Raw genomic sequence first — 17,458 nt, 5'->3', positions numbered from 1 at the left:
ACCGGCGGAAACAGGCTGGGCGACGGCCGCCGAAAACCGTTGGCACAGATGCGTGTCGGCTAGACCCGCTCCAGTACCGCCGAGGCCCCGATGCCGCCGGCGGCGCAGATGCCGAGCAGGGCGGTGGACTTGCCGGTCAGGGCGAGTTCGTTGGCCATGGTGGTGACCATGCGCGCGCCGGTCGCGCCGAAGGGGTGGCCGAGGGAGACCGAGCCCCCGTGCACATTGAGCTTGGCCGGATCGATCTCGCCCACCGCGGCGTCGCGGTCGAGGCGGGTCTTGGCCCATTCGTGGCTGGCCAGCGCCGAGACCACGGACAGGGTCTGGGCGGCGAAGGCCTCGTGGATATCTACGAAATCGATGTCCGCGAGCGACATTCCGGCCCGGTCGAGGGCTCGTGGCATGGAGACGGCCGGGCCGATCAGCACCTGGTCGCGCGGGTCGACGCTGACGAAGCTCCAGGAGCGGAAGGCGGCGAGGGGCTCGTAGCCGAGCGCGCGCGCCTTCTCCTCGCTCATCAGCAGCACCGCCGAGGCGCCGTCGGTGAGCGGGCTGGAATTGCCGGCGGTGACGGTGCCGTTCTCGGCGAAAACCGGTGCCAGCTTGGAGAGTTTGGCCAGGCTGGTGTCCGGCCGCACCAGTCCGTCCCGCGACACCGCGGTCCCGTCGGGCGTGTGGACCGGCACCACCTCGCGGTCGAAGCGGCCGGAGGCGATGGCCGCGGCGGCCCGGTGATGCGAGGTGGCGGCGAAGTGGTCCTGTGCGCCGCGCGAAATGCCGTGGATGCGTGCCATTTTCTCGGCCGACTCGCCCATGACCTCGCCGGTGGTGCGCTCGGCGATCTGGGGCCGGCGCGGCATCAGGTCGAAGAACGGGGCCAATTGGGTTGCGGCGGTGAGGTAGTCCTTGGCCTTGGGCTTGCCCAGCGCCAGCGGCGCGGCGGCGTGCACCAGCTTCTGCGGCAGCTTGATCTCGGCACTGCTGGTGGAGTCGCTGCCGCCGGCGACCATGATGTCGTACTCGCCGCGTTCGATGGCGGCCGCCGCCGACACCACCGCCTGCAGCCCGGACGCACAGGCGCGCGTCACGGTGTAGCCCTCGCAGCCCGTGTCCAGTTCCAGATCGAGCGCGATCTCCCGCGCGATGTTCGGCGCGCCGCTGGGCAGGATCACCCCGCCCCACACGATGGCCTGGACGTCCTGCTTGGCCAGCCCGGTCCGTTCCAGCAGCCCGCGCACAGCGCTATCGGCGAGGTCGATGGAGTCCATCCGCGTGAATTCGCTGAATGCCCGCACGAACGGGGTCCGAGCCCCGGCGACGATGACAGCACGGCGAGCGCCCTTGGTAGCCATGGCACAGTTTTAACTGATACACGCCGTAACAGCAAGAGGCCCCCGGACACAACAGGCGACCGGGGTCCTGTTCGTGACCCCGGTCGAAAGGTGGATGTTCCCCAGCCGCTGGTTACGCGAGCCTGATGAGCCCGTAGTCGAAGGCGTGGCGGCGGTAGACGACCGACGGTCGGTCGGTCTCCTTGTCCTGGAACAGGAAGAAATCGTGGCCTACCAGCTCCATCTGGTAGAGGGCGTCGTCAACCGTCATGGGGATCGCGGAGTGCTGCTTGGTGCGCACCACATGGCCGGGGCCGGCGGCTTCGTCCATCTCGTCGGCCGCGTGATCGTGCGCGATGGATCCATTGGCGGAGAACAGGGATTCGTCGATGAGATCGGCGGTCGCCTCCGACACCGAGATCGGTGTCTTGTCCCCGTGGTGGACGCGACGGCGGTCCTTGAGCCGGCGCAGCCGGCTCTCCAGCTTCTCGACCGCGAACTCCAGGGCCGCGTAGAAGCTGTCCGCGCGCGCTTCGGCGCGGACGACCGGGCCTTTGCCGCGGGCGGTGATCTCTATCCGCTGGCAGTTCTTGCGTTGACGACGGTTGCGTTCGTGGGTGAGTTCCACGTCGAAGAGGTAGATGGTGGGGTCGAACCGCTCGAGCCGAGAGAGCTTGTCCGCCACGTGAATTCGGAAATGGTCGGGCACTCCGCCCTCACCGAGGGTCCTGCCCTTGACCACGACATCCGCGATGGTGGCCCGAGTGGATGAATCGTCTGAGATGACCTCGTCATCGAGCAGCACCGTGGTGTCTGCGTTCTTCGCTGAGAGTCGTGAAGTAGTCGTCACGCGTACCTCCCGGATCTGGCCGCACAAGCCGCTCGTGCGGCGGGATTGAAACGTGTGCCGATCGATGAACTCGCTCGGCACATATGTCCGAGGCGCCACCTCCAAACTTGCGGTTCGGGTGTCTGATCGCCAACCTAGTGCGCCAGCGACCCGTCCGCCAGTGTTCACGCAAATTTCGGAGAATCAAGCCGCGCAAGTAACCAGCACGGCACGAACCGCCACTCTCGCAGCAGCCAGCGCACGCACCGATTCCCGCACCGTGACACCCGTGGTCAAAACGTCATCGATCACCACCACCTCGGCATTTGCCGGAAACAGGGCACTCGGCGGGCGGGTGGTGGCTACTATGATCCGCCCGTGCAGATTGTGCTGGCGATCGCGGTGTCCCAGGCCCACCGAGTCGCGCACACCTGGCCGCATGCGCAACAGACGGACCAGCCGGCAACCGGGTAGCGAACTCGCCGCGACGTTCGCGGCACGCACCACCGGATCTCCCCCGCGCCGCCGGGCGGCGGACCCGCGACTGGGCGCCGGCACCAGCACCAGCGGGCGGGCGGTGTCCCGCAAATGATCCAGCCCCCTGGCCAATCCGGCGCCGAGCGGCCGCGCCAGGTCCCGACGGCACTGCTCCTTGATCGCCAGCACGGCCCGCCGCGGCGGGCCCGCGTAGCCGGCCAGCGCCCAGCACGGCACCCCGGGATCGGCGCGCGGACGGATCCGGATGGGCGGACCCGACAGCGCGGCGGCGCAGTCCGCGCACCACCCCGTCCCGGCCCGCCCGCACCCACCGCAGGCGCGCGGCAGGATCAGATCCAGCAGTTCCCCCATGCCCCTCAGTGTGCGCCTAGCCGGGCAGCACCGGAACCGCGTTGGCCCCCAGACCCGGAACTTCGCGCCAGTAGTCCTCGCGCCCTTCGGGATTGCGGGTCAGCTCCAGCACCGCGCGGGAGTCGGCCACGTACTCCTGGTCCGGCGAGGCGCTCAGCACGCGGACCGGCGGGGTGAGGTTCTGGGAGGTCTGGGCGCGGAACTCGGAGCCGTCCACCAGCACCCCGGCCACCGGATCCACATTGCCGTCGCGGCCCACCACGACCTTCTCGTCGCTGAGCCAGTCGATGGACACCGCGGGCGTGCTCAGCCCGATGGCCAGCGGCAGCGGCGAGGACAGCGAGAACTTCCCGTTCGGCTGCGGCACCACCACCGCTACATACACCTTGCCGTTGGCGATGAGGGCCGCCCGCGCCCCGGACGGCGAGATGCGCAGCTCGGTGATGGGCGCGCGCGGCGAGGTCGAATTGGCCGCCGCCGCGGTCAGTTCCGCGATGTCGACGTCCTGCACCGAGACATTGCCGGTGGTGCGGTCGTGCACGGCCCGGATCACCCGGTCGCCGTCCACCACCGACCAGGCCGAGCTGCCGTCGGCGGGCCAGGTGGGCCGGGTGAAGGTGCCGCCGGTGGCGACCGGGAAGCCCTGACCGTCATAGGTTCCGATGATCAGCGTGCGCTCGGGCTCGGGGTCCGGGCGGCCGGACTTGGCGACCGCGGCGACCAGCTGCCCGTCCGGCGACAGTCCCACCGACTGCAGGGTGTGGGTGGCGCCGAAGAAGCCCGGGGCAGCGGTGATTCCGTTGTCGGTGATCGCCACCAGCGACCCGTCGCGCACGGCGTGCATGCCGGCCCGGTTGCGGGCGATGGTGTCGGGGCTGCGGGCATCCACGTCGCCGCGCTGCCAGCCGCCGGCGTACTTGTCGTCGAGCGGCTTGCCGTCGGCGTTGAGCAGGTAGGGGCCGAGCACGTCGGCGCCGGAGAGGGTGAGCACGATCTGGGCAGCCATCACGTCGCGGGTGGGCGGGTCGAGGGTGGTGGCGCCGGAGAAGTCGACGCTCAGCCCGCCGCCGCCGATGCCGACATTGTCGACATCGCCATTGGCCCTGGTGATCGGCCCGCGCAGCGTGACCGGCGCGCCCATGGGGTTGCGCACGGCGGGCGCGAGCGCGGACTGGGGTCCCTGGGCGAGCAGGCCGAGCAGCCGCTGCGCCAGCTGGTCCTTACGGGCGGAGATCCAGCGCAGGTCGGGCACCATGGCCTGCCCTGCCAGGTTCGGGAAGAACAGCGAATAGCGATGGTAGGACTTGGCGAAGGCGGCCTGTTCGACGATCACGCCGGGCGGCAGATCCTTGATCCGCCACTCGCCGTCGATCTTCTCCATGTCGACCTTGGTCTCCAGGGTGCCGTCACCGGGCCGGTAGGAGCCGTCCGACGCCAGCTCGGCGATCTTGCGCGCCCGGATCACGTAGGTGGCGGAGTCGCCGTTGCGGGACTCCCGCAGCGTATTGGGCTGCGAGTCCACGATGCTGGTGGACGCCGCGTCGTCCCACTGCGCATTCGCCGCGGGCGAGAGGAACTGCCGGGCCGCCTGATGCCGGTCGGACGGATCGGCCGTGGCGGCCATGAAGTCCAGCAGCAGCTGCTCGGGTTCCCGCCCGGCGACGGGCGGCAGCGGCGAGGCGCTGGTGGGCTGGTGGTCCAGGCTGCCCAACGCCTGCGGTGCCGAGGAGTCCGGCAGGCTCGCGCACGCGCTGACACTGAGCAGGCAGCCGAACACCACCAGGGCCCGGCGCAGGCCCGCGGACGGCCTCCTCATGATTGGCCGTCCCCCTGGGCGGCCGACACCGAGCCGCCGGAGTTGTCACGGCCGGAACCGGTTCCGCCGGAACCGGCGGAATCATTGTCGGCGGCATGGTTTTCCCCATTGGCGGTGGCCTCGGCGGTGCCGTTGTCGGCCCCACCGACAGTGCCGTTTGCGTGCCCAGCAGCGGTGCCGTTTTCGGACCCAGCGGCAGTGCCGTTTTCGGTCCCGGCGGTGGTTCCGTCACCAGTCCCGGTGGTGGAGGGGAATTCCGGGGCGATGGCCTCGAATCCCGGTTCCTCGTCCCCGGTTTCCCCGGTCGGCGTTTCGGGGCCGGGTTCGGCCCCGAGGTCGTCCGGGCCCGTGGTGCCCGGTTCCACTGCGCCGGGCCCGGATTCGAGCACCGCCGCGACGGAGGCGATGGCCGCCGGGCCGGCGTCCGAGCCCGCGATGTCCAGGGCCAGCTGCTCGGGTGAGACCGCGCCGCGAATCTTGGGCGGCTCCAACGAGAGTGGGCTGGTGCCGACTTTGCGGCCGCGGACCAGTGGCAGGGTGAGCCGGAAGCTCGCGCCCACACCGATCTCGCCCCACGCCTCGAGCTTGCCCTCGTGCAGGTTGGCGTCCTCGACGCTGATGGACAGGCCGAGGCCGGTGCCGCCGGAGCGGCGCATGCGTGAGGGGTCCGAGCGCCAGAAGCGGTTGAACACCAGCTTCTCCTCGCCCGGCCGCAGGCCCACGCCCTGGTCGCGCACCACGATGGCGACGGCATTGGCGTCCGCGTCGCCGCGCATGCGCATGAGCACGGGCTTGCCCTCGCTGTGGTCGATGGCATTGGCGAGCAGGTTGCGCAGCACGCGTTCGACGCGGCGCGGATCCACCTCGGCCACCAGCGGTTCCTCGGGCATGTCCACCACCAGTTCGACGCCGGACTCCTTGGCCAGGTGCCGCACCGTGGAGACCGCGGCCCGCGCGCACATGCGCACGTCCAGCGATTCCACCTGCAGCTCGGCCACGCCCGCGTCGTGGCGGCTGATCTCGAGCAGGTCGTTGAGCAGTCCCTCGAAGCGGTCGAGTTCGTTGACGAGCAGTTCGGCCGAGCGCGCCAGCGCCGGGTCCAGGTCGTCGCTGGATCCGTGGATGAGGTCGGCCGCCATGCGCACCGTGGTCAACGGCGTGCGCAGTTCGTGGCTGACGTCGGAGGTGAAGCGGCGCTGCAGATTTCCGAATTCCTCGAGTTGGGTGATCTGGTTGGACAGGCTCTCGGCCATCTCGTTGAACGACATGGCGAGCCGCGCCATGTCGTCCTCACCGCGCACCAGCATGCGCTCCTTGAGCCGTCCGTCGGCGAACCGACTCGCGATCCGCGCCGCGGATCTGATGGGCAGCACCACCTGTCGCGTCACCAGCGCCGTGATGGCGGCCAGCAGCACCAGCAGCACGATGCCACCGATGAGCATGGTCCCGCGCATGAGCGACAGACTTCGTTGCTCATTGGTGAGCGGGAAGATCAGATAGATCTCCAGCGAGTCGATATCGGCCGAGGGGCTGCCGATGATCAGCGCCGAGCCCTTGTACCCGTCCGGGCTGGAGACCGTGGCGAACTGATAGGAGACCTGCCGCTGCTTGACGAATTGGCGTAGCTCGGCGGGGATCTCCTGGATGGCGCCCGAGGTGATCTCCTGCCCGCTGCCGCCCGTCATGGCCAGGGCCGCCTCGTAACTGCCTGCGGCGCCGCCGGTCTGGGTCCCGCCGGCGCTGCTGAACAGCGCGCGGCGGGCGTCGTCCAGGCGACTCTGCTGAGTACCCGAATCGTGCACACCGGTCAGTTGATTCTGAACGGTGTTGCGGGCGCGGCCCATTTCCTCGACGGCCGCGTTGATCTTCGCGTCCAACAACCGGTCGGTGATCTGACTCGTGAGCACGACGCCCAGAATCGTGATGACGATCAGCGACAGGGTGAGCGTGGACACGACAACACGCAACTGCAGCGAACGCCGCCAGACGTGGCCCAGTTGCTCGCCCAGATTGCGGAACCAGGCCACCGCTACCGCCAGCCACCGCTGAACGCGGTTTCTGGAGCCAGCGATCACGGCGGTCCGGCCTTGTAGCCCACACCTCGGACGGTCAGCACGATCTCGGGGTTCTCCGGATCCTTCTCCACCTTGGCGCGCAACCGCTGGACGTGCACGTTGACCAGGCGGGTGTCGGCGGCGTGCCGATAGCCCCAGACCTGTTCCAGCAGCACCTCACGGGTGAACACCTGGCGCGGCTTGCGGGCCAGCGCCACCAGCAGATCGAACTCCAGTGGAGTCAGCGAGATCTGCGCCCCGCCGCGAGTCACCTTGTGCGCGGGCACATCGATGACGATGTCGGCGATGGACAGCAGCTCCTGCGGCTCCTCCTCGGTGCGGCGCAGGCGGGCCCGCACCCGGGCCACGAGTTCTTTCGGCTTGAACGGCTTGACGATGTAGTCGTCCGCGCCACTTTCCAAACCCAGGACGACGTCGACCGTGTCGGTCTTCGCCGTCAGCATCACGATGGGCACTCCCGAATCGGCTCGCAGCACCCGGCACACGTCGATGCCGTTCATGCCGGGCAGCATGAGATCCAGCAACACGAGATCCGGACGCAGCTCCCGGACCGCGGTCAGCGCCTGCGTGCCGTCTCCGACGACGTGGGGGTCGAAACCCTCACCCCGCAAGACGATCGTGAGCATCTCCGCGAGAGCCATATCGTCGTCGACGACCAGAATCTTCGGCTTCATAACGTCTAGTTTGTCACCTCTCCGGCTCTGATTCGGCCGCCACGCCAACACTCGTGACCTGTCGGCGCACATCCAACCCTATCCAGCAATAATTTCCGCGAGGCGCGCGGCCAGTGTTGCCGGATCGTCACCGGTCCGATGCACCCACCACGGCCCGTGCCAGTTGATTTCGGCCAGCTCACGGTAGACAGTACCGGTGCGACGCTGCAGTCCCCCGTCTTTCTCGTAAGCGTCCAAAGCCCGTGCGGCATCGGCTTCGCCGCGCAGGCGCGCGCGTTCCTCGGCCACATCGACCGGAACATCCAGCAGAATCTGGACATCCGGGGCGGGCAATCCGAAGCGCTCGAACTCCAATTCCTCGATCCAGGCCACGATTTCGCCGTGCGCGTCCTGTTCCAGGCGGGCCGCGGAGTACGCGGCATTGGAGGCGACATAGCGGTCCAGTAGCACGATGTCGTTGTCCGCCAGCAGTTTCGAGAGCTCGTCGCGCGCGTCGGCGCGGTCGAGCGCGAACAGCAGCGCCATGGCATTCACAGACCGAGCGGTATCTCCATGACCGCCGCGCAGCGCCTCGGCGGCGAGGTCGGCATGCACGGAGACGCCGTAGCGCGGGAAGGCCAGGGTGGCGACCCGCAGCCCGCGGGCGCGCAGGACGGTGACAACGGCGTCGGTGAGCGTGCGTTTGCCCGCGCCGTCGAGCCCTTCCACCGGAACCAGTGCACCCATGCCGCGAGAGTACCGAATCGGCCGCGGTCCGCCCCGGCGGGATCCCGTTTGTTCGAAAGGCCCAGATTTTTGTAGCCATTTGATTGCTATAGTCCGGCAATGACTGCTGGACACGTGATGTCAACGCAGCTCAATAGAGCTTTTGCGATCCTCGCGATAGCGATTGCTGCTATCGGGCCTGCGGCCTGCGGCAGCAACTCCGGCGGCACGAACCCGGTCGCCGTGGCCGATCCACTCCGCCCCTTCGATCTGCAGGCCCACCGCGGCGGCCGCGGCATGACCATCGAGGAGTCGCTGCCCGGCTTCGCCAAGGCCATCGAACTGGGCGTCACCACCCTGGAACTCGACATCGTGCTCACCGCCGACAAGACGCCGCTCATCTGGCACGACCCGGTCATCCAGGCCGAGAAGTGCGCCGACACCGCCCCGGCCTTCCCCGGCGATCCGCGGTTCCCCTACGTCGGCAAGCTGGTCCACGACCTGACCCACGACCAGGTCCACACCCTCGACTGCGGCAGGAAGCTCGCGGGATTCCCAGCGGCACAGGAGCTTCCGGGCAACAGGATCGCGACGCTGCCGGAACTGTTCGATCTGGTGAAGAGCCACCCGGGCGCGTTCGGCACCGTGCGCTACAACGTGGAGACCAAAATCGAGGCCGCCCACCCCGAACAGTCCGCCACCCCCAGGGAATTCGTCGACGTCATTCTGGGCGCCGTCGAACAGGCCGGGGCCATCGGCAAGGTCGAGATCCAGAGCTTCGACTGGAGCAGTCTGCCGCTGGTGAAGGCCCAGAACGCGAACATCCCCACGGTCGCGCTGTACGACGAGACCACCTTCGCACCGAACAGCCCGTGGCTGGGCCCGATTCGATACGAGGAACACGCCGGGGATCCGCTGGACGCGATCAAGGCCCTGGGCGCGGACATCTCCTCCCCCGCCTACGTCGACCCCTGGAACATCGACGCGAAGGTCGGCGACAAGTACTTCAAGCTCACCACGACCGCCGAGTACGTCCGCGAAGCGCACGGCTTCGGCATCCGGGTGATCCCCTGGACCGTGAACGACAAGGCCACCATCGGACTGGCGCTCGACCAGGGCGTGGACGGCCTGATCACCGACTATCCGAACCGCGCGCGCGACGTCATGCAGGAGAAGGGCTACCCCCTCCCGAGGTCCTTCCGCAAATAAGCCACGCAAATCCGAAACGTGCGCCCTTCAACTCTTGTAGGGTCCCGGGCAACACTCCCCCTGCAAGGAGCGCAACCCTGATGAAGTCCCATCTCGCACACCACGGTCCGCGTGCCGCCCTGGCCGCCGTAGCGATCACCGCCGCCGCTCTTTCCGCGGCCGGTACCGCCACCGCCGCCCCCGTCACCCTCGAACCCGCCACCGCCGATCAGGCCGCCCCCGTGGCCGACTCCGGCTCGGCGTCCTCCCTGTCGAGCAACTCCGGCTCCAGCAATGTCGCCGGCACCGGCTCCAGCGCCAATGAACTCCTCAGCGCCGCCATCTGCACCATCCAGGGCGGCAAGTGGGTCCCCCTGATCGACATCTGCCTCAAGTAGCGGACGCACGGCGCCAACGAGATTCGGCCGGTCACCCTCTCGGGTGACCGGCCGAATCTTCATGCGCTACAGGCGGTTTCCGCTCAGTAGCGGTAGTGGTCCGGCTTGTACGGGCCCTCCACGTCCACGCCGATGTATTCGGCCTGGTCCTTGGTGAGCTTGGTCAGCGTGCCACCCAGCGCCTCCACGTGGATGCGGGCGACCTTCTCGTCGAGGTGCTTGGGCAGGCGGTAGACCTCGTTGTCGTACTCGTCGGGCTTGGTCCACAGCTCGATCTGCGCGATGACCTGGTTGGAGAAGCTGTTCGACATCACGAACGACGGGTGCCCGGTCGCGTTGCCCAGGTTCAGCAGGCGGCCCTCGGAGAGCACGATGATCGACTTGCCGGACTCCTTGAACGTCCACAGGTCGACCTGGGGCTTGATGTTGAGCCGGTCCGCGCCCGAACGCTCCAGGGCGGCCATGTCGATCTCGTTGTCGAAGTGGCCGATATTGCCCAGGATGGCCTGGTCCTTCATCGCCTTCATGTGGTCGAGCAGGATGATGTCCTTGTTGCCCGTGGAGGTGATGACGATGTCGGCCTCACCGATGGCCTGTTCCACGGTGACGACGTCGAAGCCGTCCATCAGCGCCTGCAGTGCGTTGATCGGGTCGATCTCGGTGACCTGCACGCGCGCGCCCTGCCCGGCCATCGACTCCGCGCAGCCCTTGCCGACATCGCCGTAGCCGCAGATCAGGACCTTCTTGCCGCCGATCAGCACGTCGGTACCGCGGTTGATGCCGTCGATGAGGGAGTGGCGGGTGCCGTACTTGTTGTCGAACTTCGACTTGGTGACCGAGTCGTTGACATTGATCGCCGGGAACACCAGCTCACCCGCGGCCGCGAACTGGTACAGCCGCAGCACACCGGTGGTGGTCTCCTCGGTGACACCCTGCACGCTCTCGGCGATCTTGCCCCACTTGCCCTTGTCGGTCTCGAGGGTGGCGCGCAGCAGGTTCAGGAACACCTTGTATTCGGCGGAGTGGGTGTCGTCCTCAGGCGGAACCACGCCGGCCTTCTCGAACTGCGCGCCGCGCAGCACGAGCATGGTGGCGTCACCACCGTCGTCGAGGATCATGTTGGCGGGCTCGCCGGGCCAGGTCAGCATCTGATCGGCGGCCCACCAATACTCCTCCAGGGTCTCGCCCTTCCAGGCGAAAACGGGAGTGCCCTTGGGCTCGTCGACGGTGCCGTGCGGGCCGACCACGACCGCGGCGGCCGCGTGGTCCTGGGTGGAGAAGATGTTGCAGGAGGCCCAGCGGACCTCGGCGCCGAGGGCGACCAGGGTCTCGATCAGCACCGCGGTCTGCACGGTCATGTGCAGCGAGCCGGAGATGCGGGCGCCCTGCAGCGGCTGCACGTCGTGGTACTCACGACGCAGCGCCATCAGGCCCGGCATCTCGTGCTCGGCCAGGCGAATCTCTTTGCGGCCGAACTCGGCCAGTGACAGGTCCGCCACCTTGTAGTCGATCCCATTGCGGACGTCAGGCGTCATCTTGCTGGACACTGCGGTCGTCATCTGCCTCTCCTGGTCGGCTGCTTCCCCCAAACCCTACGCGGCGGCTTGGTACTCGTACTCGGCGAGGATGCGCTCCCGCTTACGGGGTTGGATATTGGCCCGGCTCACGTCGCCCGCGTAGTGGGCGAGCAGGCGCGGATCCATGACGTGGCGCCACAGCGACGGGACCAATGCCAGCAGGATCATGGTGGCGTACCCCGCTGGAAGCTGCGGCGCCTCCTCGGAGGTGCGCAGTGTCTGGTACCGCCGCCCCGGATTGGCATGGTGGTCGCTGTGCCGCTGCAGGTGGAACATGAAGATATTGGTGACCAGCCGGTCGCTGTTCCAGCTGTCGCTCGGCGAGCAGCGGGCCCAGTTGCCATTGGGCCGCTTGCGTCGCAGCAGGCCGTAATGCTCGACGTAGTTGACGGTTTCGAGCAGGCCCGCGCCGATCACCGCCTGCAGCAGCAGATACGGCAGCACCCGCCAGCCGTAGACCGCGAGCAACCCGCCGAACAGCACGACGGTCATAGCCCAGGCCTGCAGGATGTGGTTGTGGATACTGAACCAGCGGTGTCCTTTACGGCGCAGGCGCTCACCTTCGAGGTGGATTGCCGACCGGAAGCCACCGATCACGCTGCGGGGCAGGAACTCCCACAGCGACTCACCCATGCGGGCACTGGCCGGATCGTCGGGCGTCGCGACCCGGGCGTGGTGGCCCTTGTTGTGCTCGACGAAGAAGTGCCCGTAGGCCGACTGCGCCAGCGCCATTTTCGACAGCCAGCGCTCCAATCGCTCGACCCGGTGGCCGAGCTCGTGGGCGGCGTTGATGCCGATGCCGCTGACGAACCCGAGAGTCGCCGCCAGCCCGAGCTTGTCGACGACGGACAGAGCGTCGCCGGCCCACATGTAGGCGGCGATGATCAGGCCGACCACCTGGATCGGCAGGAACATATAGGTGCACCACCGGTAGTACCGGTCATTGGAGAGTAATTCGTAATCCTCGTCGCGCGGATTGGTGCCGTCTTCCCCGACGACCCAGTCCAGGAAGGGAATCGCGATCAGAATGATGATCGGTCCGATCCACCAGAACACCTCCAGCTTGGTGTGCAACACCAGCTGCGAGGGCAGTAACGCACACCCGGGCGCGATCAACCCCAGCACCCACAGGTGTCGTTTCGGATCCGGCGAACCCAACCGTTTGCCGACCATTTGCACGTTTGCCCCGCTAATCAATACCTCGAAGAACTTCGCAGCTACATATCTTGAAACCTAGTCTCTGTTACAGCACCCGGCCGGACCGAAAGGTGGCCACCGTTACATCATGAGCAGTCGGTTCCGCCGCAACCGACCGCGTGGTTCCCGACACCGGGCCTCGAGCGCAAACCGGGAGCGAAACCGGGCTCAGCGAAACCACACATATCGAACCTGCGGGCGCCCGGTCCGACCGTAGTCGGTGCGCCGTTCCACCACGCCGTCTTCGGCCATCCGCTCCAGATACCGCCACGCCGTCACCCGGGACACCCCCACCGCGCGCCCCGCCTCGCCCGCGGACAGCCCGTCCGGCGCGGCCCGCACCGCCCGCGACACCTCGTCCATCGTCTGCGGCGCAATGCCTTTCGGCGAGGTGGGTCGCTGATCCGGAGTGCGCAGCACACCGAAGGCGCGATCGATGTCCTGCTGCGACACTGCCGTCTCCCCGGCCGGCAGCGCCGCCCGGTATTCGACGTAGCGGTCGAGCTTCTCGCGGAAGGCCGCAAAGGTGAAGGGCTTCAGCAGATACAGCACCACGCCGTGCGACACGGCCGACCGCACCATGGCCAGATCCCGCGCCGAGGTGACGGCGATGACGTCCGGCCGCGGCCGCAGTCCCGCCAGCGCCGCGGCGACGGCGAGCCCGCTCATATCCGGCAACCCGATATCCATCAACACCAGATCAATGGGGACGCCGGAAGATTGTGACCTTTTCGCGATCGAGATGGCGTCGCGACCGGTGTGCGCCACCGCGACCACCGTGAAACCCGGCACCCGCTCCACGTAAGAGCGATGTGCCGCAGCGATTTTCGGCTCGTCCTCGACAATCAGCACGCGGATCGCCGATGCCGGCGCGGCGTTCATAGCGGAAACCTCACGATCACTGCGGATTCCGGTTCCCGCCGCGCCCGCAGCTCGCCGGCGTGCCTGGCGACCAACCGGCGTACCAACGCCAGGCCCAGCCCGTGGTGGTCGGTCTTGGTGGAATAGCCGCGTTCGGTGGCACGGGTGAACAACTCCTCCGACATGCCCGGGCCGCTGTCGGCCACCCGGACGTACAGCTCCGGCTCGTCCCGCCGGACCGTCACCTCCACCCACGCGTCCTCGTCGTGCCCGACCGCGTCCAGGGCGTTGTCGATGAGATTGCCCAGCAGTGTGACCATCTCGTGCGGCGTCAGCGGGTCGGTGGTGTCGAGCAGCGTGTCGCCGGTGACGGTCAGCTCCACCCCGTTCTCGGCGGCCTGCTCCACCTTGCCCAGCAGCAGCGCCACCACCGCGGGTTCGGCCACCGCGCCGGTGAGCCGGTCGATGAGGGCCTGGGACAGTTCGAGTTCCGCGGTCGCGAAGTTCACCGCTTCTCGCGGGCGGCCCAGCTCCACCATGGTGACCACGGTGTGCAGCCGGTTGGCGGCCTCGTGCGCCTGAGCGCGCAGCGATTCGGCGAAGCCGCGCACCGAATCCAATTCGCCCAGCACATCCCGCAATTCGGTGTGGTCGCGCAGGGTGAGTACCGTGCCGATGCGGCGGCCGGCGTGCTCGACCACGTCCTGGTTGACGACCAGCACCCGGTCCGGGGTCACGTGCATCTCGTCACGGACCACGCCGGTTCCCAAGCGCTGCAGCGACACCGGCAGATCCGCGCGCGTGATCGGCCCGTCCGGCAGATCGAGCAGCAGCCGCGCCTGATCGTTGACCACCTCGGCGCGCTCATCGGATCTGTCGAACACCAGCAGCCCCTCGTGGATGGAGTGCAGCACCGCGTCGTGATGCTCGTACATGGCCCGCAGTTCGGCGGGCCCGAGGCCGTGCGTCTGCCGTAACAGCCTGCGCCGCAGCAACAGCGAACTCATCATGGCCAGCGCCAGGCCGCCCGCCGCGGCGGCCAGGATGAGCGGCAGCTGGGCGCGCACCTGTTCGCCGATGTGGGTGCGGGTGACGCCCGCCGACACCAGCGCGACGATGCGGCCGTCGGCATCGCGCACCGGGGTGACCGCGCGAATCGACGGGCCCAGCGTGCCGGTGAAGGTCTCGGTGAAGGTCTCCCCGGCCAGGGCGCGATCGATGTTGCCGCTGAAGGGTTTCCCGATCCGGTCGGTCTCGGTGTGGGTGTAGCGGGTCCGATCCGGGGCCATCACCACGATGAAGTCCATACCCGTCGCCTTGCGGATGGCCTCGGTCACCGGCTGCAGTGCGGCGGTCGGATTCGGGCTCTGCACCCCGGCCAGCGTCGAGGGCGACTGCGCCACCGCGATCGAGGTATCGATGACCTCCGCACGGGTGGCGTCGTCCTGCACCCGGCGGGTCTGCAGGAACGCCAGCATCGACGCGGCGCTGATCACCACCGCCAGTACCAGCACCTGCACCACGAACACCTGCCCGGCCAGCGTACGGCGGGCCCGGGTTCTTCGACGTCTCACGATTCCTCCGGGTACTTCATGAACATAATTTACGAAACAGTGACCCGCGTCACTCGCCGGATCATGATTCTCTCCGAACACCCGCGTGGAGCAAACGTCATGCGGGCACTTACCCGGAGGCACCAGCGAGATGAGCGACACGACAACCCGGCAGCGCCGAGACCGTACCCACTGGCTCTACCTGGCCGTCATCGTGGCCGTCATCTCGGGCGTCCTGGTCGGCTGGCTGGCCCCGGGCGTCGGCAAGAGCGTCGGCGAGCTCGGCACGATCTTCGTGAACCTCATCAAGATGATGATCGCCCCGGTCATCTTCTGCACCATCGTGCTCGGCATCGGCTCGGTGCGGGCGGCCGCCAAGGTCGGCAAGGTCGGCGGCCTGGCCATCGGCTACTTCCTGATCATGTCCACGGTGGCGCTGGCCATCGGCCTGCTGGTCGGCAATCTGCTGCACCCGGGCTCGGGGCTGAACGTGGCCGCCCACGCGAAGGAGATCACCAAGTACGCCACCGACGCCAAGGCGGCGGGCGGCACCTGGCAGTTCCTCGAGGACATCGTGCCGACCACCCTGGCGTCGTCGCTCACCTCGGGCAAGGTGCTGCAGGCGCTGTTCGTGGCGCTGCTGGTGGGCTTCGGCATCCAGGCCATGGGCACCGCGGGCGAGCCGATCCTGCGCGGGGTCGCGTCGGTGCAGAAGCTGGTGTTCCGGATTCTCACCATGATCCTGTGGCTGGCCCCGATCGGCGCGTTCGGCGCCATGGCGAATGTGGTGGCGCGCACCGGACTCGACGCGGTCAAGCAGCTGGCGCTGCTGATGGTGGCCTTCTATCTCACCTGCGTTCTGTTCATCTTCGGCGTGCTGGGCCTGCTGCTGCGGCTGGTGGCCGGGAACTCCATCTTCAAGCTGGTGCGCTACCTGGCGCGGGAGTACCTGCTGATCTTCGCCACCTCGTCCTCGGAGTCGGCGCTGCCGCGGCTCATCGCGAAAATGGAGCACGTCGGCGTGGATCGCACCACCGTGGGTGTGGTTGTCCCGACCGGGTACTCGTTCAACCTGGACGGCACCGCCATCTACCTGACCATGGCCACCCTGTTCGTGGCCGACGCCATGGGCAAGCCGCTGTCCTGGCACGAGCAGATCGGCCTGCTGCTGTTCATGATCGTGGCCTCCAAGGGCGCGGCGGGTGTCACCGGCGCGGGCCTGGCCACGCTGGCCGGCGGCCTGCAGAGCCATCGCCCGGAACTACTGGACGGCGTCGGCCTGATCGTCGGCATCGACCGGTTCATGTCGGAAGCCCGTGCGCTGACCAACTTCTCGGGCAATGCGGTCGCCACGCTGCTGATCGGCACCTGGACCAAGACCATCGACCCGGCCCGCGTCCGCGCGGTGCTGGATCGCGAGATCCCCTTCGACGAGCAGGCCATGGTGGAGGACCACCCGGCCCCCGCCGCCCCGGAAGCACCGGGCCCGCAAGAGAAAGACCTGGTTCCGGCCTGAACCCAACCCCCAGGCCGAACCCGGACCGTCGGTGTGTTCTCCCCCCGTACGCGCCGGCGGAACCCGCACCCTGCCCGCACGACCAGCCGCCTCCGGCTCGTGCGGGCAGGGTTTCCCTTTTGTCTAGGCGCCGACCGTGTCCAGGGCCAGGGTGGCGGCGATGGCATTGGCCAGCTCCGCGCCCTTCACCTCGAAATGCCGCGCGAAATAGGCCAGGTGCTCGCCGTGCTCGTGGAAGTGGTGCGGGGTCAGCACGGCCGAGAACACCGGCACATCGGTCTCGAGCTGCACCCGCATGAGCGCGTCGACGACGGTCGAGGCCACGAAGTCGTGCCGGTAGATGCCGCCGTCCACGACGAGCGCGCAGCCCGCGACCGCGGCGTAGGTACCGCGGGTGGCCAAACGCTTGACCTGCAACGGGATTTCGAACGCACCGGGCACCTCGATCACGTCGACCTCGGTGTAGCCGCGCTCGAGCAGCCCGGCCCGGCAGGATGCGACGGCCTTGTCGACGATGTCGCTGTGCCAGCGCGCGGCGACGAGGGCGATGCGAGTGGAAGTGGGTGACATGGGGATTCCTCCTGTTCGCGATGTCACCCAGGGCAAGACGCGAACAGGCCCGTCCAGCGGTGCGGACGTGCCGGTGCCGCGTTCTCTTTCATCCGGACTGTGACCGTCGGCTCCGGGATCACACCGGAATCTGCTCGACCCACACTGCCGATGAGAGACACTGTGGCGCTCGCGGGCTCGTGCACTCCGGATCGGCCCGGATGCCATTACCGCCGGTGGGGAATTCCACCCCGCCCTGAGAACGTGTACGTAGCGGACAGTAACACGGGGATTCCGGCATCCGGAACCCCGTGTACCGCACAGCGCAACCGCACGGCCG

Annotated in this window: 14 protein-coding genes, 1 pseudogene and 1 riboswitch; of the genes and pseudogenes, 3 read left to right on the top strand and 12 right to left on the bottom strand. The window is 68.1% G+C overall.

The window, feature by feature from the left end:
- Positions 1–59 precede the first annotated feature (59 nt).
- The 7 genes and pseudogenes from ACFXIV_RS21135 to ACFXIV_RS21105 all read right to left on the bottom strand — a co-directional run bounded on the left by ACFXIV_RS21135 (position 60) and on the right by ACFXIV_RS21105 (position 8,300).
- A complete protein-coding gene (locus ACFXIV_RS21135) occupies positions 60–1,352 on the bottom strand; it encodes an acetyl-CoA C-acyltransferase (RefSeq protein WP_379394243.1) in 1,293 nt (430 codons plus the stop codon).
- A gap of 112 nt (positions 1,353–1,464) precedes the next feature.
- A complete protein-coding gene (hpf, locus tag ACFXIV_RS21130) occupies positions 1,465–2,181 on the bottom strand; it encodes a ribosome hibernation-promoting factor, HPF/YfiA family (protein ID WP_379379580.1) in 717 nt (238 codons plus the stop codon).
- Positions 2,182–2,364: 183 nt separating this feature from the next.
- Positions 2,365–3,009 (bottom strand): ComF family protein, encoded by a 645-nt coding sequence (locus ACFXIV_RS21125; protein ID WP_379394241.1) that lies wholly within the window; start codon positions 3,007–3,009, stop codon positions 2,365–2,367.
- 16 nt (positions 3,010–3,025) lie between these two features.
- Entirely contained in the window at positions 3,026–4,825 is a 1,800-nt protein-coding gene (gene lpqB / locus ACFXIV_RS21120) for an MtrAB system accessory lipoprotein LpqB (RefSeq protein ID WP_379394239.1), read from the bottom strand.
- A 407-nt stretch (positions 4,826–5,232) separates the two neighbouring features.
- A pseudogene (gene mtrB / locus ACFXIV_RS21115) lies at positions 5,233–6,900 on the bottom strand (MtrAB system histidine kinase MtrB); the annotation flags it as partial.
- Positions 6,897–7,574, bottom strand: a complete 678-nt coding sequence (gene mtrA, locus ACFXIV_RS21110) for an MtrAB system response regulator MtrA (protein ID WP_033090495.1) — start codon at positions 7,572–7,574, stop codon at positions 6,897–6,899. The gene mtrA and the pseudogene mtrB, both read right to left, overlap by 4 nt.
- Positions 7,575–7,652: 78 nt before the next feature.
- The gene (locus ACFXIV_RS21105; RefSeq protein WP_379394237.1) at positions 7,653–8,300 is read right to left on the bottom strand and encodes a dTMP kinase; all 648 of its coding nucleotides are present in this window, start codon (positions 8,298–8,300) and stop codon (positions 7,653–7,655) included.
- Positions 8,301–8,417: 117 nt separating this feature from the next.
- Here ACFXIV_RS21105 and ACFXIV_RS21100 point away from each other — a divergent pair, with 117 nt between their 5' ends.
- Positions 8,418–9,488: a glycerophosphodiester phosphodiesterase gene (locus tag ACFXIV_RS21100; RefSeq protein ID WP_379421305.1), complete on the top strand. Its 1,071-nt coding sequence runs from the start codon at positions 8,418–8,420 to the stop codon at positions 9,486–9,488.
- A gap of 80 nt (positions 9,489–9,568) precedes the next feature.
- Positions 9,569–9,865 (top strand): hypothetical protein, encoded by a 297-nt coding sequence (locus ACFXIV_RS21095; RefSeq protein ID WP_379394234.1) that lies wholly within the window; start codon positions 9,569–9,571, stop codon positions 9,863–9,865.
- A gap of 83 nt (positions 9,866–9,948) precedes the next feature.
- Here ACFXIV_RS21095 and ahcY read toward each other — a convergent pair whose 3' ends face one another.
- From ahcY to ACFXIV_RS21075, 4 genes are all read right to left on the bottom strand, one after another.
- Positions 9,949–11,424: an adenosylhomocysteinase gene (gene ahcY, locus ACFXIV_RS21090; RefSeq protein ID WP_379394232.1), complete on the bottom strand. Its 1,476-nt coding sequence runs from the start codon at positions 11,422–11,424 to the stop codon at positions 9,949–9,951.
- Positions 11,425–11,457: 33 nt separating this feature from the next.
- The gene (locus ACFXIV_RS21085) at positions 11,458–12,615 is read right to left on the bottom strand and encodes an alkane 1-monooxygenase (protein WP_379394230.1); all 1,158 of its coding nucleotides are present in this window, start codon (positions 12,613–12,615) and stop codon (positions 11,458–11,460) included.
- 192 nt (positions 12,616–12,807) lie between these two features.
- The gene (locus ACFXIV_RS21080; RefSeq protein ID WP_354833936.1) at positions 12,808–13,521 is read right to left on the bottom strand and encodes a response regulator; all 714 of its coding nucleotides are present in this window, start codon (positions 13,519–13,521) and stop codon (positions 12,808–12,810) included.
- Positions 13,518–15,074 (bottom strand): ATP-binding protein, encoded by a 1,557-nt coding sequence (locus ACFXIV_RS21075; protein ID WP_379394228.1) that lies wholly within the window; start codon positions 15,072–15,074, stop codon positions 13,518–13,520. Before ACFXIV_RS21075 ends, ACFXIV_RS21080 begins: the two co-directional genes overlap by 4 nt.
- Before the next feature lie 130 nt (positions 15,075–15,204).
- Between ACFXIV_RS21075 and ACFXIV_RS21070 the strand changes: the two genes are divergently transcribed.
- Complete coding sequence (locus tag ACFXIV_RS21070; RefSeq protein WP_379394226.1) at positions 15,205–16,569, top strand: cation:dicarboxylate symporter family transporter; 1,365 nt, start codon at positions 15,205–15,207, stop codon at positions 16,567–16,569.
- Positions 16,570–16,692: 123 nt separating this feature from the next.
- Here ACFXIV_RS21070 and ACFXIV_RS21065 read toward each other — a convergent pair whose 3' ends face one another.
- Positions 16,693–17,139 carry a 6,7-dimethyl-8-ribityllumazine synthase gene (locus ACFXIV_RS21065; RefSeq protein WP_379394224.1) on the bottom strand — a complete coding sequence of 149 codons (447 nt, stop codon included), beginning with the start codon at positions 17,137–17,139 and terminating at the stop codon, positions 16,693–16,695.
- A 76-nt stretch (positions 17,140–17,215) separates the two neighbouring features.
- Positions 17,216–17,386, bottom strand: a riboswitch (FMN riboswitch).
- Positions 17,387–17,458: the final 72 nt, after the last annotated feature.

The organism is Nocardia sp. NPDC059236 (assembly GCF_042754085.1).
Lineage (GTDB): Bacteria > Actinomycetota > Actinomycetes > Mycobacteriales > Mycobacteriaceae > Nocardia.
Note: the sequence above shows the minus strand (reverse complement) of the source record. Positions and strands in the feature narration are given on the sequence as shown.

Bases quoted from the DNA above. Each gene is read 5' to 3' on its own strand.
- ACFXIV_RS21135 (WP_379394243.1), bottom strand. From the start codon at position 1,352: ATGGCTACCAAGGGCGCTCGCCGTGCTGTCATCGTCGCCGGGGCTCGG.
- ACFXIV_RS21125 (WP_379394241.1), bottom strand. From the start codon at position 3,009: ATGGGGGAACTGCTGGATCTGATCCTGCCGCGCGCCTGCGGTGGGTGC.
- lpqB (WP_379394239.1), bottom strand. From the start codon at position 4,825: ATGAGGAGGCCGTCCGCGGGCCTGCGCCGGGCCCTGGTGGTGTTCGGC.
- mtrA (WP_033090495.1), bottom strand. From the start codon at position 7,574: ATGAAGCCGAAGATTCTGGTCGTCGACGACGATATGGCTCTCGCGGAG.
- ACFXIV_RS21105 (WP_379394237.1), bottom strand. From the start codon at position 8,300: ATGGGTGCACTGGTTCCGGTGGAAGGGCTCGACGGCGCGGGCAAACGC.
- ACFXIV_RS21100 (WP_379421305.1), top strand. From the start codon at position 8,418: ATGTCAACGCAGCTCAATAGAGCTTTTGCGATCCTCGCGATAGCGATT.
- ACFXIV_RS21095 (WP_379394234.1), top strand. From the start codon at position 9,569: ATGAAGTCCCATCTCGCACACCACGGTCCGCGTGCCGCCCTGGCCGCC.
- ahcY (WP_379394232.1), bottom strand. From the start codon at position 11,424: ATGACGACCGCAGTGTCCAGCAAGATGACGCCTGACGTCCGCAATGGG.
- ACFXIV_RS21085 (WP_379394230.1), bottom strand. From the start codon at position 12,615: ATGGTCGGCAAACGGTTGGGTTCGCCGGATCCGAAACGACACCTGTGG.
- ACFXIV_RS21080 (WP_354833936.1), bottom strand. From the start codon at position 13,521: ATGAACGCCGCGCCGGCATCGGCGATCCGCGTGCTGATTGTCGAGGAC.
- ACFXIV_RS21070 (WP_379394226.1), top strand. From the start codon at position 15,205: ATGAGCGACACGACAACCCGGCAGCGCCGAGACCGTACCCACTGGCTC.
- ACFXIV_RS21065 (WP_379394224.1), bottom strand. From the start codon at position 17,139: ATGTCACCCACTTCCACTCGCATCGCCCTCGTCGCCGCGCGCTGGCAC.